A 19,289-nucleotide genomic window follows, 5' to 3' on the forward strand; every position below is an offset into this window, starting at 1 on the left:
GGCGGTTTGGGCCATGGAATAAGCAAAAAGACTCTTGCGCGGGGCAAGAGTCTTAGCGGGGGTCCGATTATACGATTATAGACCGTGCCGCGTCCGCATCACACGAAATTGCGCGTATCGTTGCCGCGGCCGAATTTATAGACGGCGATCAGGAAAAAGACGGCCGCGAAGGCAATTAGCACCGCGAGATGCAGCCCGAGCGCGCCGAAACCGCTGCCGTCCTGCAGCTTGCCGATCGCGTCCAGCAGCCAACGCTGCGGCAGGAAATCCGCCACGCGCCGCACCGCGTCCGGCATGATGGCGATCGGGAAGAAGCAGCCCGCGAGCATGCAGGTCGGCGTGAAGACGAGATTTTGCAGCGCGCTCGCCGCGCTCGACGACTTGGAGAACGCCACGATGGCGAGCGAGAGGCTGACCGCGATAAGCGCGTACAGCACCAGCAGCCCGAATATCTCCCCGAACGGCACGCCTATGCTCAAACGGAAGACCGTCCGCATGAAGAAGAGCGCGACGGCGATCTGAACCGCCATGACGATCAGGTTGACGACGATGTTCGAGAGCACGTACGTCCGCGCCGAGATCGGCGAGGAGACAATGCGGAAGTACGTGCGGTTTTCCCGGTTACGCAAGATCAGTTCCGTCAGGTTGCCCGCCGACGTCAGCATGAACAGGAGCAGGAAGCCGATCGACTGCGCCGACACTTGTTTGGTGGTCAACGTATCGTTGACGGACTGCGCCGTTACCTGGAACGCCGAAGCGCGGTAATCCGCGTAGAAGCGGTCGAACTTGGCCGCGTCGCCGTTCGCGATGAGCGCCATCGCGCTGACGTTGTCGATATAGCCGGTCAGCATCGATTTGAAGTACGCCGTCACCGTCGCGCCCTTCACGGACCGCAGGGCGATATGGCCGGGCTCTCCCGCCATCACGCTGTCGGAGAAGCCCTTCGACAGCACGAGGCCGCTGTCCAGCTTCCCGGCTGCCAGCTGGTCCTTCAGCTCCGCTTCGGTCACCATCGTAATGGTCATATGATCCAGTTTATTCATGAAGCTGATCGTATCGGCCGCGATCGTCGCCTGGCCGTCTTCGTTCACGATACCCACCCGGACATCGGGCTGCGCCGAGGCCCCGTACACGACGGTCGCCAGGATGACGCCCCCGATCGGCAGGCCGAAATGAATCAGCCAATTGGAACGGTTGCGGAGGATGTGCCGCAGCGTCCATACGACGAGGAACCACAGTTCATTGCGCATATCAGAAGCCCTCCCTGTTCCGGCGGATGGCGGCCGTTGCCCCGAGGAGCACCAGCGCCGCGCCTAGATACAACCCGATGGCGGACCAGGCGGACGACGTTTGGCCCGCGTAGATAATTTGGGTCAGCGCCGAGTTGCCCCAGCGGATCGGGGATGCCCAGGCGGCCAGCCCCATGATGCCGGTAGCGCTCACCGGGAAATACGCGCCCCCGAGAAAGGAGCCCACCTGCACGATCAGCATCACCACGCCGCGTCCGCCGCCGTTCTTGAAGAGCTCGTTCGCCGCGATGCCCAGGCTCGTCGACATGATAATCTCGCAGACGAGCACGGCGATGACGAGCGGCAGGTGCGCGCCCCAGTAGGCCTTGAACACCCATTTACTGAAGAAAATGATGGCCAGAATGCATAACGAGTTCGAGACGACGTTGCCGAGCACTTTGCCGACATAGATTTCGCCGCGCCGGATCGGCGCCGCCACCAGCCGGATGCCGGTGCCGCGCACTTGCTCCGAGCGCAGCAGACCGCCCGCGGACATCGCGCCCCAGAGGCCGACCATGACCGTCAGCGCGACCGCGTAATAATCCATGGAGCCCGGCGTGCGGTCGGCCGCGATCGATTCCTCCTTCAGGTAGCTTCCGCCGTCCGTCCACGCAAGCAGCTGCCCGATTTTGTCCGGATCCGTCCGCGCGACGGCCGCGGCGGCGTTGTACCGGTCCGCGAACGCGTTCAGCATCCCTTGCACGATGCCGCTTTCGACGGTGTCGCGGCTGCTGCCGTACTGCGAGATTCCCGCGTCCGTCACCTCGACGTACGCCGTATATCGATTATCCTCGACCGCCGCGCGTCCGTCCTCGCCGTCCTTCAGCGTCTCGAATGCGACGCCGGTACTCGCCAGCTGCTTCTCGAAGCCGTCGAACGCCTGCGACAATTCGCCGCTGCTCGCATCGTGCACCAGCACCTTGATGTCGCTCAGCTCGAGCTGGGTGACGAAAGCGTTCGTCAGCGTAATGCCGAGGACGAGCATCAGCACGATCGGAAAGCCGAGCATGAAAATAAACGTCCGATAGTCGCGGAAATGCTGTTTGATTTCCTTGACCGTCATCAACCAAGTGATCATCCGGATATCCCCTCCTTTTTCCTCGTCTCCTCCATCAATCCCGCAAATTGCGGCCGGTCAGCGTCAGAAACACCGTCTCGAGGTTCGGCTCGCGCTCCTCGACCGTGCGGATCTCGGACTCGCCGTCCATCAGCCGCTTCAGGATGCGGTTCAAATTGTCGACCGTCGCGTCGCTGTGAACGCGAATGACGTTCCCTTCCTGGCTGACCGTGCGGACGCCGGGCAGTCCGGCAAGCGTCTCGCCTTCGCCGCCGGCCGCGCTCTTCAGCTCGATGACGAGGTCCTTCATGTCCGTGATCGTCGCCGTCAGCTGCTCCTTCGTGCCCTCCGCGATGATTTTGCCGTGGTCCACGATCGCGATCCGCGAGCAGATCTCTTCGACTTCCTCCATGTAATGGCTCGTGTAAATGATCGTGCAGCCCGATTCGTTCAGCTTCCGCACTGAAGCCAGGATGTAATTGCGCGACTGCGGATCGATGCCGACCGTCGGTTCGTCCATGATGATCAGCTTCGGCTTATGCGCGATGGCGCAGGCGATGTTCAGCCGGCGCTTCATCCCGCCGGAGAAGTTCTTCGGGTAGCTCTTCGCCTTGTCGGCGAGCCCGACGAACGCCAGCGCCTCCTCCGACCGCTCCTTCAACAGCCCGCCGCGGAGCCCGTAGAGGCCGGCGAAGAAGCTGACGTTCTCGTAGGCCGTCAAGTCCTCGTAGATCGCCAGGTCCTGCGGCACAATGCCGAGGCTTTGCTTGGCGAAGCGGGGCTCTGCCTTGATGTTCCGGTCCAGGATGCGGATCTCGCCGCCGGTCGGCTGCAGCAGCGTGCAGATCATATTGATCGTGGTGCTCTTGCCCGCCCCGTTCGCGCCGAGAAAGCCGAAAATTTCGCCCTCGCGCACCTTCAGCGAAATATTGTCCACCGCGACGAAATCGCCGAACTTCTTCGTCAGTCCCCGGATATCCAGCACGTTCATAGCCTTCAACTCGCTTTCGTTTGATCTCTATATCCAGTATAAAAAAACGAGACGTCCTTATGTCAGTGCATAAGTTCATCTCGTTCCCATGGGAAATCTCATATTCAAAGCTCATGTGCTCCGCCTGCGCCAGCCGACCGGGCGTGAAAATGTTCACGGCCGCATTCATGGCGCAGCCTTGGTCTGGCGGCCTTGGCAGGCGCCGAGCGCCAAGGACGGCTCGCGGCGCCTGCGGATCACGGTCGGCCCGGCGCCGCCCGCGGCATGAGCGTCGTCACGGCGAAGCCCCGCGAGCCGTCGGCCGTCACGGTGCCGTTCGCGACGGCGGTCCGCTCCTCCATGCCGACGAGGCCCATGCCTTTGACGATCTTGTCCGCGCCTTGGCCGTTGTCGGAGACGACGGCTTTCACGAAGCGGTTCAGCACGCGCACCTCGACGTGAACGGCGGACGCGTTCGCGTATTTGGCCGCGTTCGTGAGCGCCTCCATGACGTTCTCGTGGATGATTTTCCACTGCAGCGGCGTGATCGCTTCCATATCTCCCTCGTGCACGACCGTCGTCAGCAGGTCCGACTTGCCGCCGAACGTTTCCACGGCAGCGCGCAGCCGGATTAGGCCCAGCTGCTCCACGGGCGGCTTCAAATCCTTGAGCGTGCGCCGAATCTGCTCGATGCCTTCCTTGGAGATCGCGATCGCGTTGTTCAGCAATGCCTCCGCCCCTTCGGGATCGCGCCCCAGCGTCAGGCGGGCGGCTTCCATCTGGATGAGACCGCCGGTGATGGCATGTCCGATGCCGTCATGGATCTCCTGCGCGACCCGGTTGCGCTCCTCCAGCTTCGCCAAATATTCGCCCGCCTGCGCGAACCCGGCGCTGTCGTTCAGCCGGCGCCCGAGCTCCTGTTGCCGGCGGCGCGCCCGCTCGAGCTCGTCCTCCTGGGCGTTCGTCCGGATCATGTACCGCCTCACGATCGCGTAGTTGAAGAAGCCGAACACGGCGACGAAGGCGTAATGCAGCAGCAGCGACGCGGGAAGAAACAACATCGGCGCGGCGACCGGCACGAGCGCGAAGCGGTGCCGCCGCAGCCGGAAGGACGCGAGCTCGAGCAGGCTGGGCGGCAGCAGCAGCAGCAATTCCGGCCGTACGTACGCGCCGCACAGCAGCACGTACGCCACCGTCGCGGCCGCAAGCCCCTGCTTGACGGGCGCCGGCTTCGCGATATGCAGGATCAGGTTCACGATCAGATAGAGCAGCAAATAAAGCACGAGCAGCTTCGACGCCTGCGGGCGGGCGAAATACGCCAGCGCGATGACATACAGCCAGACGATCGTCTTGTTGCCGACGGTCCATACTTCCATGGCACGGGCCTCCTTCCGGCAGCGGCTAGCGGGTCTTGCCCGTCAAGTAGTAGATCGCGATCTGCGTCCGGTGCTCCAGGGACGTCTTGTTCAGGATCGACGTGATGTAGTTGGCCGTCGTCCCTTCGGAGATGAACAGCTGCTTCGAAATCTCCTTGTTGGCGTAGCCTTTGGCGATCAAGCCCATCACCTCGATCTCGCGTTCCGTGAACGGGGAGAGGTCGATCGGCGTACCCGCGGACGCGGGCGGCTCCCCGGCCGCCGGCGACGGCGCCCCGATCGCAGGCTTCAGCTTGTCGAGAATGATGTCCTGCAGCACGTTGTTGCCGTGATAGACGCTCTTGATCGCGTCGCGAATCCGCTCGGGGTCGTTATTCTTCAGCAGGTACCCCTTCGCGCCGCAGCGGATCGCCTCGACGATGTATTCGTCGTCGTCGAAGGTCGTCAGGATAAGCGGCTTCGTGCCGGTCTGCTCCGTTAGGAGGCGCGTCGCCTCGACACCGTTCATGTTCGGCATCCGCACGTCGAGCAGCGCCACGTCCACCTCGTTCGCCCGGCAATACTCCACCGCCTGCCGCCCGTCCTCGACGGCGCCGAGCACATCGAATTCCTCGAACGTGTTCAGTATGATGCGCATGCCTTCGCGGATGAACGAATTGTCGTCCGCGATCAATACTTTGATTTTCATGCCGTCATCGCCCCTTTGCTGCTCCTGCTCTTAGTGTACCTTATGCAGTAAACGCCGGAAAGCGGCGGAGGGCGGAAACGGGCGCAAAAAAAGCCGCTCCCGGATCGGGTCCGGAAGCGGCTTCTCGCGCAGGATGGCCAGGCGCATGCCCGTTTATCAGGCGAATTCCTTCAAGAACGCCGTCAATCCTTCATCGACGCCGCGTTCGGGGAAATACTCGAGGCCGATCAAGCCGGCATAGCCCGCATCGCGAATCGCGTTCAGCACGTTGCGGTAATGGATTTCCCCCGTGCCGATCTCGTGGCGGCCCGGATGGTCGGCGATGTGGAAATAACCGATGCGTTCGATGTTCGCCCGGATGGTCGGGATGAGATTGCCTTCGGAAATCTGCTGGTGGTACACGTCGTAGAGCACCTTCACGTTCGGGCTCCCGACCTTGTCGATGATCGCGAACGCCTCTTCGGAGCGGACGAGGTAATAGCCGCGGTGGTCGACCAGCTCGTTCAGCGGTTCGACGACGAGCGTGACGCCCGCCTCCTCCAGCAAGGGCGCGGCGGCCTTCAGCCCGTCGACGATGCTGTCGTGCTGATCCTCGCGCGGAATGCCCTCGCGGGCGTCGCCGACCGTCGCGATCAAGTACGCGCAGTCCAGCCGCTCGGCCGCCGCGAGGCTCTCGATCAGGCCGTCGACGAATTTGCCGCGCTGCGCGGGATCGACCAGGTTGCCGTGCTTCGTGCAGAACGAACCGACGCGCAGGCCGAGCCTGTCCTTCTGGGCGGCGAGCGCCTCCAGATCCTTGTCCCCCCAGCCCCAAAACTCAAATGCGGTAAAGCCCAATTCCCGCGTCCGCTCCACGCGCTCGGCGAACGTCAGCGTCGTCTTGCTGAAGATCGCGTCCAAAGATGGTGAAAAAATCATGGCGTCAGCCCCTCTCCCGTAAACGAAACGCCTAGCTTGATGCTGGCTTCCGGTTGTTGATCGACGTACGTCTCGTATGCTTCCGCCGCCTGCTCGAACGGCACGACGGGATCGATAATCGCCTCGCAGTCGATCTTGCCCGCGGCGAGCAGACTCCAGCTCGCTTCGCGGATGCGCTTGAAATCCCAGCGCGGGTGATCCGGATTCGGCTCGCTGCACGCCCGCGAGAAGACGAGCTTCGCGTTGTTGAAATGCGCCTCGCGCCCCCAATTCATGCCGCCCTTGAACGGACGGGCCCAGCCGACGAACGCGATCGTGCCGCCGTACGCAAGCCCGCGCAGCGCGTGCTGCAGCGCGAATTCATTGGCGCTCGTCTCGATGACGGCATCGACGCCGTGCTTGTCCGTGTCCCGCTTCAGCAGCAGGCCGACGTCGTCGGCGGCCGGATCGTAGCAGACGTCCGCTCCGGCGCGCATTGCGGCCTGGCGGCGCTTCGCGATCGGGTCGACGGCCGCGACGTAGGACGCGCCCGCGAGCTTCGCCATCTGCGCGGCCAGCTGGCCGATCGCGCCAAGCCCGAACACCGCCACGCGGTCGCCGACGCGGATATGCGCGTCGCGGATGCCGCCGAGGGCGAAGTGGGCCGGATCGTAGCAGACCGCGCTTTTCCACGACATCCCGTCCGGCACACGCAGCAGGCCGTCCGCATGCGCAACGACCGTCTCCCGGATGCCCGAGTAGCCGCACACGCGGTCGCCGATCGCGAACCGCCGCACATCCGGCGCGACCTCGGCAATGACGCCGACGTATTGGTTGCCGAGGTTCCACTCGCCGAATTTCTCCTGCGGCTCGGCCGCTTCGCGCGGCAGGAACGCGTGCCAGCCGTCGTCGTAGTAATCCGTCACAAACGGGCTGAGTCCGCGGAAGGCCGCGAGCTCGGAGCCGTGCTTCGGCGAAGCGTATTCGACGCGGACCCCGACGTGGCCCGGCCGAAGCTCGGCTGCCTCCTCGTAAGGGCGCAGCGCCGCTTGGCGGGGCGCGACCGCGATCAATTGCTTGGGCATGCATAACACCTGCGCTTTCTAGCGTAATGGACGGCACCGGTACCGATACCCCCATTGTAAGCGCGGCGCGCGCGCAAGCGCTATGAATTGCTGTGCGTTTTTCTTGCACGGATGTGGTTTGTTTGCTAGTCTCGGATGAGGAGGGGATGTTCGTGAGAATCGAGAGCTTCCATACGCCGCCGGTCGTTTCCGATCTCGATCTCTACTATTGCGGGGTGGAGGAAGTCGAGCGATTCTTTACCTGCGGCCCGCATATCCGCGACCGGTATTTGATCCACTACGTCATCGGCGGCAGCGGGTTCTTCGAAAGCCGCGGCCGGCGCCACAAGGTCGGAGCCGGCGAACTGTTCGCGATTTTCCCGGGCGAGCTCATCTCGTACGAGACGGACCCGGGCGACCCGTGGACGTTTTGCTGGTTCGCGTTCGACGGCAGACGGAGCAAGGAAATGCTGCGGCGGGCGGGCATCTCCCAGGACGTGCCGGTTCGCCGTGTCCACGGCGGCGACGCCATCCGCGGCTACGTCGAGCTCCTGAACGAGACGCTGCGCGCCTACCCTAGCCGGGATCTCCCCGCAACGCGGATTCACGGCGCGCTGTACGATATTTTCGCGGTGCTGGAGCTGTCCTGCCTCGCTTCGCGCCCGGCGATGCCGGCCAAAGCCGATGCCGCGGACTACGTCGGCAAGGCGCTGCAGTTCATCGAGACCCACTACCAGAGCCCGATCTCCATCAAGAACATCGCCGATTACGTCGGCCTCGAACGGACGTACTTCACCAAGCAGTTCACCAAATCGACGGGCGAATCGCCGCAGCAATACCTGATCAAATACCGGATCGATCAGGCGCTCCGGCTGCTCTCGACGACCGCGATGACCGTCGGCCAAGTCGGTAAAAGCGTCGGCATCCCGGAGCCCGCCTACTTCTCCCGGCTGTTCAAGAAAGTCGTCGGCGCCGCGCCGAAGCATCACGGCCAGCGGCTGCAGGCGGAAGCGGCGCGGGCAGGGACGGCAGCTGTTTCGCGGCGGGCCGAAAGCGTTCTTTAGCAAAATAGAGAAGCCCCGACGAACAAATCGCCGGGACTTCTCTGGTTATGCATTTTTTTGGACTTCCGTTAAATTCCGTAGGCCATCCGCTAACATCCCCTGCGACTACGCTTAAGCCTTCGCCGTTCGGCGCCGCTTCCAAAGCGCCGCGCCGAGCGCCGCAAGCAGTGCGAACGCGATCAAGGCGCCAAGCTTGACGATGGTTTGCGTCGGAACGGCCGAAGCGCTGTGCGTCGCGCCGCTTGCGCGGTCCCAGACGAACGACGATGCCGCTTTGGTGAACACGACATCTTTCGTCTCGTTCGCGAGTTGGATATGGGCCATGTTCAGATGATGGACGAAGTCTTCCTTCTCGAAAAACGCGTACTCGATGTCGAGATTGTTGACCGGCCCGCTGAACTTGAATTGCAGATCGGCTCGCACCATCGGCAGCTTGCCCTTCTCCGTGAGCTCGATTCGCCCGATAACGGGCTTGGCCTCCTCGCCGCCGCTCGACAGCCGCAGTCCAGTACCCATGAATCCCGCCAGCGCTTCTTTCTGCCCGGCCACTTCCTCCTCGTCTACGTAACCGTCCGTATTGAGATCCAGATCGACGAATTCCATCAGCTGATAAGGATCCATATACAGTGCGTAATCGACCGTATCTCCGCCGACCGTCACGTCCGAGTAGCCGACCGGCTCGAAATGCGCCGACGCCGCGAGCGGCCAAGCGGCGAGCAAGCCGGCGCCAAGCAGGAGACCGGCCATAAATCTCTTCATCGTATTCACGTTCATAGACTCTCCCTCGACCATTAAAGAAATTGCTGCGTCACGCGTTCGAAGAACCAAAACAGCCCGATGCACGCCACTACCGCCGAACCCCCGAATACGAGAAAACGTTCGTTCAACTTCGTTTGCTTGTACGCCCAGATTAACGGCAGCACGGCGGCCAGCACGAGAATTTGGCCCGCCTCAACGCCGAGATTGAACGAGAAGAGCGGCATAGCGAAGTCTTCCGACAGCGTCCCGCGCAAAATGTCCGCAAATCCGAAACCGTGAATCAGCCCGAAAAAAAACGTCACGATCCAGCGGTGATTCAACCTTTTCATGAACAAGTTCTCGACGGTGATATAGACGATCGAAAGCGCGATAAGCGGCTCGATTATATCCGGCGACAGGCTCACGACCTCCAGCGCGGACAACGCGAGCGTCATGCAGTGGCCGACCGTAAAAGCGGTCAGCACCTTCAAAATATTCAGCTTCGGCATTCTCGCGATGATCAGCCCGAACAGGAACAACAAGTGATCGTACCCCGATAAGATATGCTCGATGCCCATGGTCAAGTATTGCGTAAAATTTTCCATTTGGACGAGCCCCTTCCGCCTTCGCAGGTTCATAAAAGGCGGGAATACGAGCCATGCCGTATTCCCGCATCGGTCGAACTTGCGTTATTGAATCACTTGCAGGGCGGATACGATGACCTTGACCGCTTCGGCCCGGGTCGAAATCGCATTCGGCGCGAAGTTGCCGGCGCCGCGTCCTTCGATAATGCCCTGCTGCTTCAGCTGCTCCGCGAGACTCCGCGCCCACGCCGGAATCGAAGCGGCGTCGGCGAACGTAGACGGCATGCTGTTGTCGGTCAACCCCATTGCTCTTGCGAGCAGCGTGATCATTTCCGCCCGGCTGAGCGGCTGGTTCGGACGGAACGTGCCGTCGTCGTAGCCGGAAACGAGGCCGGCTGCGAGCGCCTTGCCGACGGCGTCGGTTATCCAGGCTGGAGCGTTCGCCAGATCCTTGAATTGGCCGGTCGAGCCTGCTTCATCGTAACGCATCGCCCTGACGAGCACGGCCAGGAACTCGACCCGCGTAATCGGCTGCTCCGGCTTGAACGTGCCGTCCGGGAAGCCGTTGATCAGGCCGCCGTCGACGGCCTGCTGAATGTAGCTCTTCGCCCAGCTGCCCGCCACGTCGTTAAAGATCTGGTCGACTGGCTTGCTTGGCGCCGGCGGTTTAGGCGCATCGACCGGTTCCTCCGGCTTGCTCGGCGTCTGCGGAGGCGCCGGCGGAGGCGTCGGATTTCCGTCGTTTCCGTGTCCTGGGCCCGGAGGCTTAATCGAGACCGTGACGGTTGCCGCCGCGGACGTGCCCTTCCCGTCGCTGACTTGGTAAGTGAACGTATCCTGCGCTTCCACGGTCACGTCGGCGTTCGGTGTATAGACCGCTTTGCCGACCGAGGGATTCGCGATCTCGGCCACGCCTTTGGTTCCTTGATCGACGATCGCATACGTCAGTGGATCGCCGTCCGCGTCCGTACCCTGCAGCGTCACTTCGATGGCGACGCCCGTCGTCGTATTAACCGTGATGTTCTGCGCTGCCGGCAGATGATTGCCCGGCTTGATCGTGACGGTGACTGTCGCCGCGTTGGAGTCGGCATGGCCGTCATTGACTTTGAACGTGAAATGATCCGTGCCCGAAACCCCGGCTTTCGGCGTGTACGTGAAGCTGCCCGTCGCCGGGTCGACGATCGAAGCGGTACCCTTCTCGCCGTTCGTAACAATCGCGAACGTCAACGCATCGTGCTCGTCCGGATCCGCCGCGGATAACGACACGTCCTTCAGCAGGACGCCCTGATCCGTCTCGAAACTGCCGTCAGCCGCCATCGGTGCGGTATTGCCCGGCTCTTCCGCGTTGATCGTAATCGTCACGGCCGCTTCAGCCGAAGTCAGCTTGCCGTCGTTTGCCGTGAACGTGAAGCTGTCCAGACCGGGTTCGACGCCCTCGTTCGGCACGTATGTGAACGCGCCCGTCGCCGGGTTCGTCACGGTAGCTACGCCTTTCGTGCCTTGGGTTGCGATGCCGTACGTCAGCGGATCGCCGTTCGCGTCGGTCGCGGCCAGCAAGCCGTCTACCGGATGCCCGGCCGTCGTCGAATACGTGCCAGGCTGACCGATCGGCGCCTGATTCGCCTCGACGGTGACCGTCGTATGGATCTCCAGGTTGCCGAAGGACACGGTCACGACCGCTTGTCCCGGCTTCACGGCCGTCAAGCTGTCGTTCGCTTCGACTGCGACCGTCGCCGGATCGCTGCTGGCGAACGCCAGCTTGCCCGTCGCGGACAAGGCACGCGTCGACTTGTCGATGTATGTGCCGGTAACGTCCAGCACGGCTGACTTGCCTTCGAGCAGCTTCGGATTCGGGTGATCGAAGCTCATGCTTTGCGGTACGTTCACGCCGTCCGTCACCCAGATCGGGTTCGAGAAGGCGAATTTGCCGCCGGCGCCTTCGAGCTCCATCCGGTAGAAGTCGCCCGGCATGGCGGCATCCTGTACCGTCTGCGTCCAGCTCGTGCCCGAGAGCGATTTATATTCTTGCAAAATCGCGCCATTCTTGATCAGGCGTGCGGCCGTTACGCCACCCGGAGCGGAGCCGCTTAGCGTAATTGCAGCATCGCCGCCGGCGGGATCGACCGTCACGTCGGAGCCGATCGGCTGTCCGTTCACCGTGAATTCGAGGTCAATGTCGCCGTTCGTGCCGTACAGCATACCCGATCGTATCGCCTTGTAGACGTCTTCCTTGGACAGCTTGTCCATGTAAGCTTTGATATGCGGATCGCCGACCTTGCCCGGGTTATGGGCGTCGGAGTTGGCGAGACCGATCAAGTGCCGGCCTTGCTTATTCAGCTCGTCCCACTTGGCGAACGCTTGAGCATTGACCGTGTGCTTCGGCGGGTAAAAGCCGTTCCACACCTCGATGCCGTTGTAATTCTTGACGCTCCAATCTTCCCACTCCAGGCCGGGGTAGAACGGATGCGCGATGAAGTGCATGCCCTGGCCGTCGTTATTGGCGCGCGTCTCGTCGATATAGCCCTGCGTCGGTTGCGCCCAGTTGATCAGGCTGGAAATATCGTAGGCGAGCGAATGCCCCGTACCCGTCGTCACTTCCTGGCCGAGCAGCTCGACGAAATCCGGGCGGTTCTCCTTCAGCACGTCATCTTTTTGCTTAATGGAGTTATGATCCGTCGCCGTGAGGAAGTCCAGCCCTTTGTTACGGGCCACGGTCGCGTTGTCGTTAATCGATCCGCTGCCGTCGCTGTAGCGGCTGTGCGTGTGGTTATCTCCCGCGTACCATCCCGGGCCGTTCACGAAGACCTGCTCGGTCTTGACGGTATACGGCGCGCCGTCCTTGTCGATGCCAACCTCCAGGTTGCCGTGTCCGCCGCTGCTCGCGTTCAGATTCCAGGACACGGACTGGCTGCCGTGCGCCGGAATATCCGGGATCGGCTGCTCGAGCGCGTCGCCCGTCGACAGGTTGGCCGGCAGCTTCAGGTTGCCGGCGAGACCCGTCACGGTCTGCTCGGAATCGTTCGTCACCGTCAGCGTGGCCTTGAACGCATCGCCGGTTTCCAGCGTGCTCTTGTCCGTCGCGAGATCCATGCGGATGCCCGTCTGCTCGCTGATCAGCGTGTCGTAGACGTCGTTCATCGCGGCGCTCTTGTCCACGAGACCTTCGGTGCCGACCGCGACGAGATGGCGCAGCATGCGGTATTCGCCGCCCGCGGGAATCGTGATCTGCTTCTCGCTCACCACGTAAGTGTTGTTGCCGTAGACCGTAAAGCCGCTGAAGCCGGTATCGTAAATGATGCCGTATTCCTGCCCGGACGAGCCGTATTGCGCGAACCACGGCGAAGACGGCGTGTACGTGCCCGTATCGGGCAGCTGGCCGACGCCCGGAACGTACGAGATCGTGCCCGGACCGTCGTGGTCGAGCGCGTCGCCGGCATAGGCCGTCAGGTCCTCGCCGGTCGTGTTCTTGAACACCGTTTCGGCGTCGATCCACGGTTTGCCTTGTTTAAGGGAGTAGGTCGTATCGACCTGAATGCCCGGCACTTCGGCATACGTGCCCGTCACGTTCACGGACGCCTCTTCCGCCGTGACGGTGCCGACGTCCACGCTCGTCGACGTGACCGTCTCGACGTCCCACGGATTGTTCGCCGGCATGGTGCCCGTCCGCAAATACGGCAGGTTGATCCAGTCCAGATCGTCCGCCATGCCCTGCACGGTAAAATCAAGGGGACGTCCGATCGAATTTTTCAGCTGCGAGTCGACGGTCGTCTTCGCGATCGCCATGGCGATTTTGGAATTCTGGAGCACGATATCGTCCATGGAACCTTCGGACATCGAGCCGAGCAGCTTGACCCCCGTTCCCGCGCTGACCGAAATCGGCGTCATCGAATAATCCATCGGATACTCGATAGTCGGATCGGACGTGATCTCGACGGAGCTGGACTTCGCTTCGTAGCCGGCCCGCGATGCCGTGAGCGTGTACGTATTGGCCGGCAGGTACAGCTCGTACTTCCCCGCGGAATCCGTCGTGACCGTGCCCGCTACCTGGGCGTTGATGTTTTTGGCGATCAGCGTCACGCCCGCGATGCCTTGGCCCGTCGACGCGTCCGTCATGGTGCCGCTGACCTTGCTGTAGTCCGGTACGGCCGGATCGAGCACGGAAAGCTCTTTGGCGTACGCGGAGAAATTATCGTACGCGTTGCCGCGCTCGGACGGGATTTCCGTGATGTGGTACCACGAAATCTGCTTGCTCTCGCCCGCCTTCATGCTGGCGTCGAACCAAGCGCCGAAATAAATATCGTTGCCGTGAATCCCCGTGGGCTGGCTGTCCAGCCACGCGATGGCGTGGGCCGGTTCGCCGGAAGACGTATCGGTGCCGTCATAGATATAATTCTCGCTCCATCCGGAGGTGCGCAATCCTGGCAGCCAGCCAAGACCTGGCGCGTAGGACACCTGAGCGCCCGGCACGTCGGGATCGAGCGAATAGAGGAAGTAGCCCGAGAAGTCCTTCGTGTCCGTGTTGTTCAGCGTCAGCGTCATTTTCATGACAGGGGCGTCCGGAAGCATCTCGTACTTGACCGAGCCTTTGATTTTCGTATTGCCGTCCCATTGACCCGAAGCGACGATCGAATCGCCGGCGACGGAGATGCCGCTCAAGTCGAGCTGAGATCCCGTCTGCGCGTACTTGTCGTTCATCGTCGGGCTAATGACGAGCTCGGACCAGTCCAGCGTTTCCTTCATGTTCGCCTTCGGGTCCTTGGAGACGAAATCGACGGGCCATCCTTTCTTGAAGGAGCCCTGCGCGTTGTTCTTGCCGACTTTGTTGGAGATGATGGCGATCGCCTTGTCGTTCTGCACGTAATAGTAGGTGTCGCCCGCGGTCACGTCCTTGCCGGTCGTGCCGCCTTCGTACGTAAAGGGAGGCGCCTCGGTCGAGGTGCCCGCATTGCCCTCGATCGCCGCGTACGTTTTGCCGTACGGCAACATGCCGAACACGAGCGAGGCGGCAATCCCCGCATTGAGCCATTTTTTCCACATAAGGTCGAATGATCTTCCTTCCGTCGTATGGTACTATCGCAATTCCATGCTTCCCTGACCTGTTTCCCCTCTCGTCGCTTCTCCTTTCTTGGATAAAAACGACATCATTCTACTGGCGGTTTGTTAGCCGGATGTTCGGAGAACACGAAGAAATTGTTTAGGAAGTAAGACGATATATGGATAATAATTCCTAACAAGGGAAAAGCCCGATTACGGAGCGGGGATTAGATGAATGCCCGGCATGAAAGTGCATAAGAAGAATATGTAAAAAGACCGCCGCTATAGGGCAGCGGCGGTCGAATCTATGGCAGGCCGATCACGAATGAATACCGATTGGCAAAAATCCGATCTGCGAGCGGTTCTGCCGTCTCATAATAGCACGCGCGGTCAAACGAGGCCTCCCGCGAGGCGCTTCAGGCTGCCGAGCGTTCGGCCGTTCGTTCATCCACCAGCAGCCGCGCGCTCACGGCTCCTGCTGTGCTACAATGTCGGTACAAGCTCATAAGCTCTTGTGACGACCAAACGGACCGGAGGTGAACGCATGCGCAAGCTGCTCTTTTTCGTCGGCCCGGCCGGCGCGGGGAAAACAACGCTGGCCGAAGCGTGGGTACGCAAGCACGGCGGCGCGTTCCTCGACATGGACACGCTGCTGCGGCCGGCGGCGGAAGCGCTCATGACGCTCGCCGGCAAGGACCCGGAGGACCGGGATTCGCCGTTCTACAAGGCGCACTGCCGCGATTTGGGCTACCGAATCACGATGGACGCCGCGCTGCAGCAGCTGGCGCTCGGCCTGGACGCCGTCGTGATCGGCCCGTTCACGAAGGAGACGGCGGATCCGGCATGGCTGGACCGCGAGCTCGCCCGCATCGGCGCGACCACCGGCGACGCGAACGTCAAGGTCGTCTCCGTCTTCCTGCCGGGAGACGACGATTACCGCGCGCGCATCGAGGCCAGAGACTCCTCGCTCGACGCGTGGAAGCTCGGCCATTGGGACGCGTTCCGGTCCTCGCTGCGCCGCAGGACGATCTCCTGGACGCTTCCGCCGGGCTCCGTCCTCGGCTTCGACAATTCGGGGCCGCTCACGGACGCGAAGCTGGCCGAGCTCGAGCGGTTCGTGCTCGGCGGCACCTGACGCGCGCGCCAATAGAACGACAAGGACCGGAGGGCAATCGCCTGCTCCGGTCCTTGTCGTCCTTGCGCCGCCAAGCGGCCGCGTGCGTGCGAAGCCGCCGCGGGCGCGCTCATGCGCGCCGCTGCCGCCGGCATGCCGGTGAAGCGCCTCGCCCATGCGGAGGAGGGCTTCCCAGGAGGCGCCTTACGCCAGGATCAGCCCGGCGTTTTCGAACGGCCGTTTGTCCTCGCCGTCTTCCTCGGCGGCGGCCGCCGGCTCCGAGCAGATCCCCGCGTGCACGAGCATCCAATCCCGGTACACGAAGCCGGACTCCATGGTCATCCCGGGAACGGTCTGCTCGTGAAGACGCCTGCACTTCAAACAAAAATACATGCTCGCTCCTCTCCCTCGTAAACTCGTCGTCCCGCCCGTTCGCGGCCTTCCCGCACGCTATCTACACAACAATCGCGTCTTGGAAGCGCATGAACCTGCGGGGGACCCCCTCGTGCAACCCGTCCGTCGCGAACAACGCGAAGGCGAAGCTCCGCTACTCCCAGGCGATAACAGCCGCGCCTCTCAAGCGCGCAAGCCCCTCTATAAAGAAATAGTCGCCATAGACGAGCGGCACGTCGACGTGTTTACGCTCGGGATAATGGCTGGTACCGCCGCGGATCAGCCCTTCCTCCCCGTCGTCGTCCCAAGCGCCGTAGCTGCGGTACAACGACTCCAAGATTCGGACGCCCGCCGCCCGGTAAGGCGCGCCGTGGGCTGGCTCGCAATCCGCCAGCAGCAGCAGGCCGCAGGCCGCGCAGGCGCCGGCGGACGTATCGCGGAACCGCTCGACGCCGTCCGGCAGGCGGAAGTCCCAGTGCGGCACGTGATCCGCCGGCAGATGGGCGACGAAGAAATGCGCCACGCGCTTCGCCCCGTCCAAATACGCGGTCCGGCCGGTGTGGCGATAGGCGAGCGCCAAGCCGTAGAGCGCCCACGCGGTGCCGCGGGACCAGGCGGATTCCGGCGCAAAGCCTTGACCGCCGATCCGCTCGAGCCGCTCGCCCGTCTCGGGATCGAACCGGACGATATGGTAGACGGAGCCGTCCGGGCGGACGAATTCCCGCAGCACCGTGTCCAGGTGCGCCTCGGCCACGTGCCGGAAACGGGGGTCGCCCGTCTCGGCGGACGCCCAGAACAGCAGCGGCATGTTCATCGCGCAATCGATGATCGCGAGGCCCGCGTTGTCGTCGTTCGCCCGCCATGGGTTCCAGGCGCGGATATAGTTCCCCTTCAGGTTGAACCGCCCGGCCAGCTGGCCGGCGGCGAGCAGCGCGCGGTTTCTCGAATCCTCGGCGCCGTACCGCTTGTACCGCGCGACGCTCGTCAGCGCCCATATGAAGCCCATGTCGTGATCGAGCTCATCGTAGCGGTCCAGCACGGCGTCGAGTCCTCCCTCGCAAGCCTCGGCCAGCTGCCGGAACGACGCTTCGCCGCTGCCGTCGTGCAGCAGCCAGAGCAGCCCCGGCCAGAAGCCGGCGGTCCACCAGTCCGGCGCCTCCAGCGTGTAGCGGCCGTTCACGCTCGCGTGCGGATACCCGCTGCCGATCCGTCCGCTCGTCCGCTTCACCTTGTCCACCGTCCGCGCCCAAGCTTCCTCGATCCAATCGGTCGTCAAACTCATCGCCAAACGCCTCCCTTTGATTTTAATTCCGCCGTTTCGCTTGCCGGCGTCCCGTTCGCGCCGGTCCACTCCAGCCGCAGCGGCTGCCCCTGCCGGGTCACGTAATCGATGCGGAGCGTCTCGCCGTCACTGAACGCGGGCGGCCGCTGCTTCCGGCCGGCGGCCAGCGCTTCGACGCTGTCGATGCCCATGCAGTCCGCGTCCTCCGCCGACATGGCCTCCACCACGGCGCCGTGCCGCCGGCCGGCGCAGACGACCGTCATCCGGTCGCGTTCCTCGCGCAGCGCGAACGGCTGCATCAGATAAACCGTCAAATACACGTCGTTCACGAGCGCATGCAGGGCGTTGCCCGCGGCGATCCATTCGCCTTTCGGCAGCACGCCGACGATCCGCCCGTCCTCCGTCTCCGGAATGTCGTACAGCGCCATGACGATGTTCTTGTGAAACAGCACCTGCTCATGGCCGCTGCGGTGGCGGGGGTCGCCTTCCGCGTAGCCCCGGCCGGGATGGAAGAAGTACGCCTTGTTGACGCTGCCGGAAGCCATCAGCGGCAGCGTGACGTCCCAGCGGTGCTGCTCGTTGTCGAATTCCTCGCACCGCTCCAGCAGGCCGCCCGCGGCGAACCGCGCCGTGAGGTACGTGTACGCGTGCAGCATCTTCTCTTCGCCGCCGTATTCCCGCGCGATCCGCTTGCGCACCTCGGCCGGCTTCCGGCGGTCGAGCGCCGTGCGGCGCGCCTCCTCGGGCGCTTCGTAGAACAGCAGGCCGGCGTACTCCGTGCGCGGCAGCGCATCCGGCAGCGGAAAATCGCCGAACTGCGCGTAATCGAACAGGACGTTGCCGTCCTTCGGCAGATCGTGCCCCAGCGCGCGGGCATGCGGGGCGGCCCAGGCGCCCTTCAAATAATAGAGCGCCCGCTCGTGCCATAGCCAATCGAGCAGCCCGCGCAGGTCGGCCCGCTCCTCTTCGTCCTCGCGCCCGCCGTCGTCCCCCGCAAGCGCAAGCGCGCATGTGAACGCTTGCACCCAATGCCAGAACCACGGCAGCGCCCCGTATTCGGCCATCCCCCGCTCGCGGACATGCGCCAGCGTCCGCTTCAGGCTGCGCCGTCCGTCCGCGTGCAGCGCTTCGTCCGCGAACAGGCGGCCGAAGATCAGCTTGAGCGCCGTGTATTTGGCCTCGTGGTGGTTGAAATCCCGCAGCGGCTTGTCGTAGAAGCGGCTCCGGTACGCGTGCGTCAGCGCGTCGCGGAACGCCGCGCGCAGCCCTGCCGGCAGCGCGGCGTCATACCGGGCGGCGAAATACGCCATCAGGCCGGCCATCAATTCCGCCGGCAGCGGGCTCGGCCGCGCCTCCCGCGGCGCCGGGCCCAGGCCGAGCGGCCAATGGCCGTACAGCTCGGCGGTGGGGTCGGCGTTTTGCAGCGCCAGCACCTCGCCGAGCACGCGGACCGCCGCGGCAGCCGCTTCGCCGCGGTCGAACGGCAGGTCCATCTCGTGGTCGGCCGCCGCCGCGAACAAATACGAGGCGTAATAGAAATTGTCGCGGATATCGCCGTGAAACCATAAGCCGCTTGGAAGCTCCGGCAGCTCGAAAGCCCGGACGGCCGCCTTCCGCACGATTTCGCGCTGGCGCACTTCGTGGGCCGGCAGCATGTTCGTCGTCATGTCCAATTCCTCCTCCGCAAGAATCGATCTCGAACCGTATGCCTCGAAGCGTCGTCCCGGCGCGGGAAGCCG

General features: G+C 63.2%; 15 protein-coding genes. 2 read left to right on the forward strand and 13 right to left on the reverse strand.

What is annotated here, in order from left to right; translation table 11 throughout:
* Positions 1–98: 98 nt before the first annotated feature.
* From ACFPB1_RS16325 to ACFPB1_RS16355, 7 genes are all read right to left on the reverse strand, one after another.
* The gene (locus ACFPB1_RS16325; RefSeq protein ID WP_379227167.1) at positions 99–1,250 is read right to left on the reverse strand and encodes an ABC transporter permease; all 1,152 of its coding nucleotides are present in this window, start codon (positions 1,248–1,250) and stop codon (positions 99–101) included.
* A gap of 1 nt (position 1,251) precedes the next feature.
* The gene (locus ACFPB1_RS16330) at positions 1,252–2,367 is read right to left on the reverse strand and encodes an ABC transporter permease (RefSeq protein ID WP_379227169.1); all 1,116 of its coding nucleotides are present in this window, start codon (positions 2,365–2,367) and stop codon (positions 1,252–1,254) included.
* Between the two features lie 34 nt (positions 2,368–2,401).
* Entirely contained in the window at positions 2,402–3,337 is a 936-nt protein-coding gene (locus tag ACFPB1_RS16335; protein WP_379227171.1) for an ABC transporter ATP-binding protein, read from the reverse strand.
* Between the two features lie 236 nt (positions 3,338–3,573).
* Positions 3,574–4,692, reverse strand: coding sequence for a sensor histidine kinase (locus tag ACFPB1_RS16340; RefSeq protein ID WP_379227173.1), 1,119 nt, complete (start codon positions 4,690–4,692; stop codon positions 3,574–3,576).
* Positions 4,693–4,717: 25 nt separating this feature from the next.
* Positions 4,718–5,380: a response regulator transcription factor gene (locus ACFPB1_RS16345; protein WP_379227174.1), complete on the reverse strand. Its 663-nt coding sequence runs from the start codon at positions 5,378–5,380 to the stop codon at positions 4,718–4,720.
* Positions 5,381–5,536: 156 nt separating this feature from the next.
* On the reverse strand, positions 5,537–6,298 hold the full coding sequence (locus ACFPB1_RS16350) for a hydroxypyruvate isomerase family protein (protein ID WP_379227175.1): 762 nt from the start codon (positions 6,296–6,298) through the stop codon (positions 5,537–5,539).
* A complete protein-coding gene (locus ACFPB1_RS16355) occupies positions 6,295–7,362 on the reverse strand; it encodes a zinc-dependent alcohol dehydrogenase (protein ID WP_379227176.1) in 1,068 nt (355 codons plus the stop codon). The genes ACFPB1_RS16350 and ACFPB1_RS16355 overlap by 4 nt, the downstream gene beginning before the upstream one ends.
* A gap of 152 nt (positions 7,363–7,514) precedes the next feature.
* Between ACFPB1_RS16355 and ACFPB1_RS16360 the strand changes: the two genes are divergently transcribed.
* Positions 7,515–8,405, forward strand: a complete 891-nt coding sequence (locus ACFPB1_RS16360) for an AraC family transcriptional regulator (RefSeq protein ID WP_379227177.1) — start codon at positions 7,515–7,517, stop codon at positions 8,403–8,405.
* Positions 8,406–8,516: 111 nt separating this feature from the next.
* Here the strand turns inward: ACFPB1_RS16360 and ACFPB1_RS16365 are convergent, their stop codons facing one another.
* From ACFPB1_RS16365 to ACFPB1_RS16375, 3 genes are all read right to left on the reverse strand, one after another.
* Entirely contained in the window at positions 8,517–9,173 is a 657-nt protein-coding gene (locus ACFPB1_RS16365; protein WP_379227178.1) for a hypothetical protein, read from the reverse strand.
* 23 nt (positions 9,174–9,196) lie between these two features.
* On the reverse strand, positions 9,197–9,748 hold the full coding sequence (locus ACFPB1_RS16370) for a HupE/UreJ family protein (protein WP_379227179.1): 552 nt from the start codon (positions 9,746–9,748) through the stop codon (positions 9,197–9,199).
* Between the two features lie 84 nt (positions 9,749–9,832).
* Positions 9,833–14,764, reverse strand: a complete 4,932-nt coding sequence (locus tag ACFPB1_RS16375) for a CehA/McbA family metallohydrolase (RefSeq protein WP_379227180.1) — start codon at positions 14,762–14,764, stop codon at positions 9,833–9,835.
* Between the two features lie 541 nt (positions 14,765–15,305).
* Between ACFPB1_RS16375 and ACFPB1_RS16380 the strand changes: the two genes are divergently transcribed.
* Positions 15,306–15,896, forward strand: a complete 591-nt coding sequence (locus tag ACFPB1_RS16380; RefSeq protein ID WP_379227181.1) for an AAA family ATPase — start codon at positions 15,306–15,308, stop codon at positions 15,894–15,896.
* A 183-nt stretch (positions 15,897–16,079) separates the two neighbouring features.
* On the opposite strand, the gene ACFPB1_RS16385 is transcribed toward ACFPB1_RS16380, so the two are convergent.
* The 3 genes from ACFPB1_RS16385 to ACFPB1_RS16395 all read right to left on the reverse strand — a co-directional run bounded on the left by ACFPB1_RS16385 (position 16,080) and on the right by ACFPB1_RS16395 (position 19,217).
* Entirely contained in the window at positions 16,080–16,268 is a 189-nt protein-coding gene (locus tag ACFPB1_RS16385) for a DUF3973 domain-containing protein (protein WP_379227182.1), read from the reverse strand.
* Positions 16,269–16,422: 154 nt separating this feature from the next.
* Positions 16,423–17,550, reverse strand: coding sequence for a glycosyl hydrolase (locus ACFPB1_RS16390; RefSeq protein ID WP_379227183.1), 1,128 nt, complete (start codon positions 17,548–17,550; stop codon positions 16,423–16,425).
* Entirely contained in the window at positions 17,547–19,217 is a 1,671-nt protein-coding gene (locus ACFPB1_RS16395) for a hypothetical protein (protein WP_379227184.1), read from the reverse strand. The genes ACFPB1_RS16390 and ACFPB1_RS16395 overlap by 4 nt, the downstream gene beginning before the upstream one ends.
* Between the last annotated feature and the right edge of the window lie 72 nt (positions 19,218–19,289).

It is taken from the genome of Paenibacillus sp. GCM10023250, from assembly GCF_042653205.1.
In the GTDB taxonomy this organism is placed as follows: domain Bacteria; phylum Bacillota; class Bacilli; order Paenibacillales; family Paenibacillaceae; genus Paenibacillus_Z.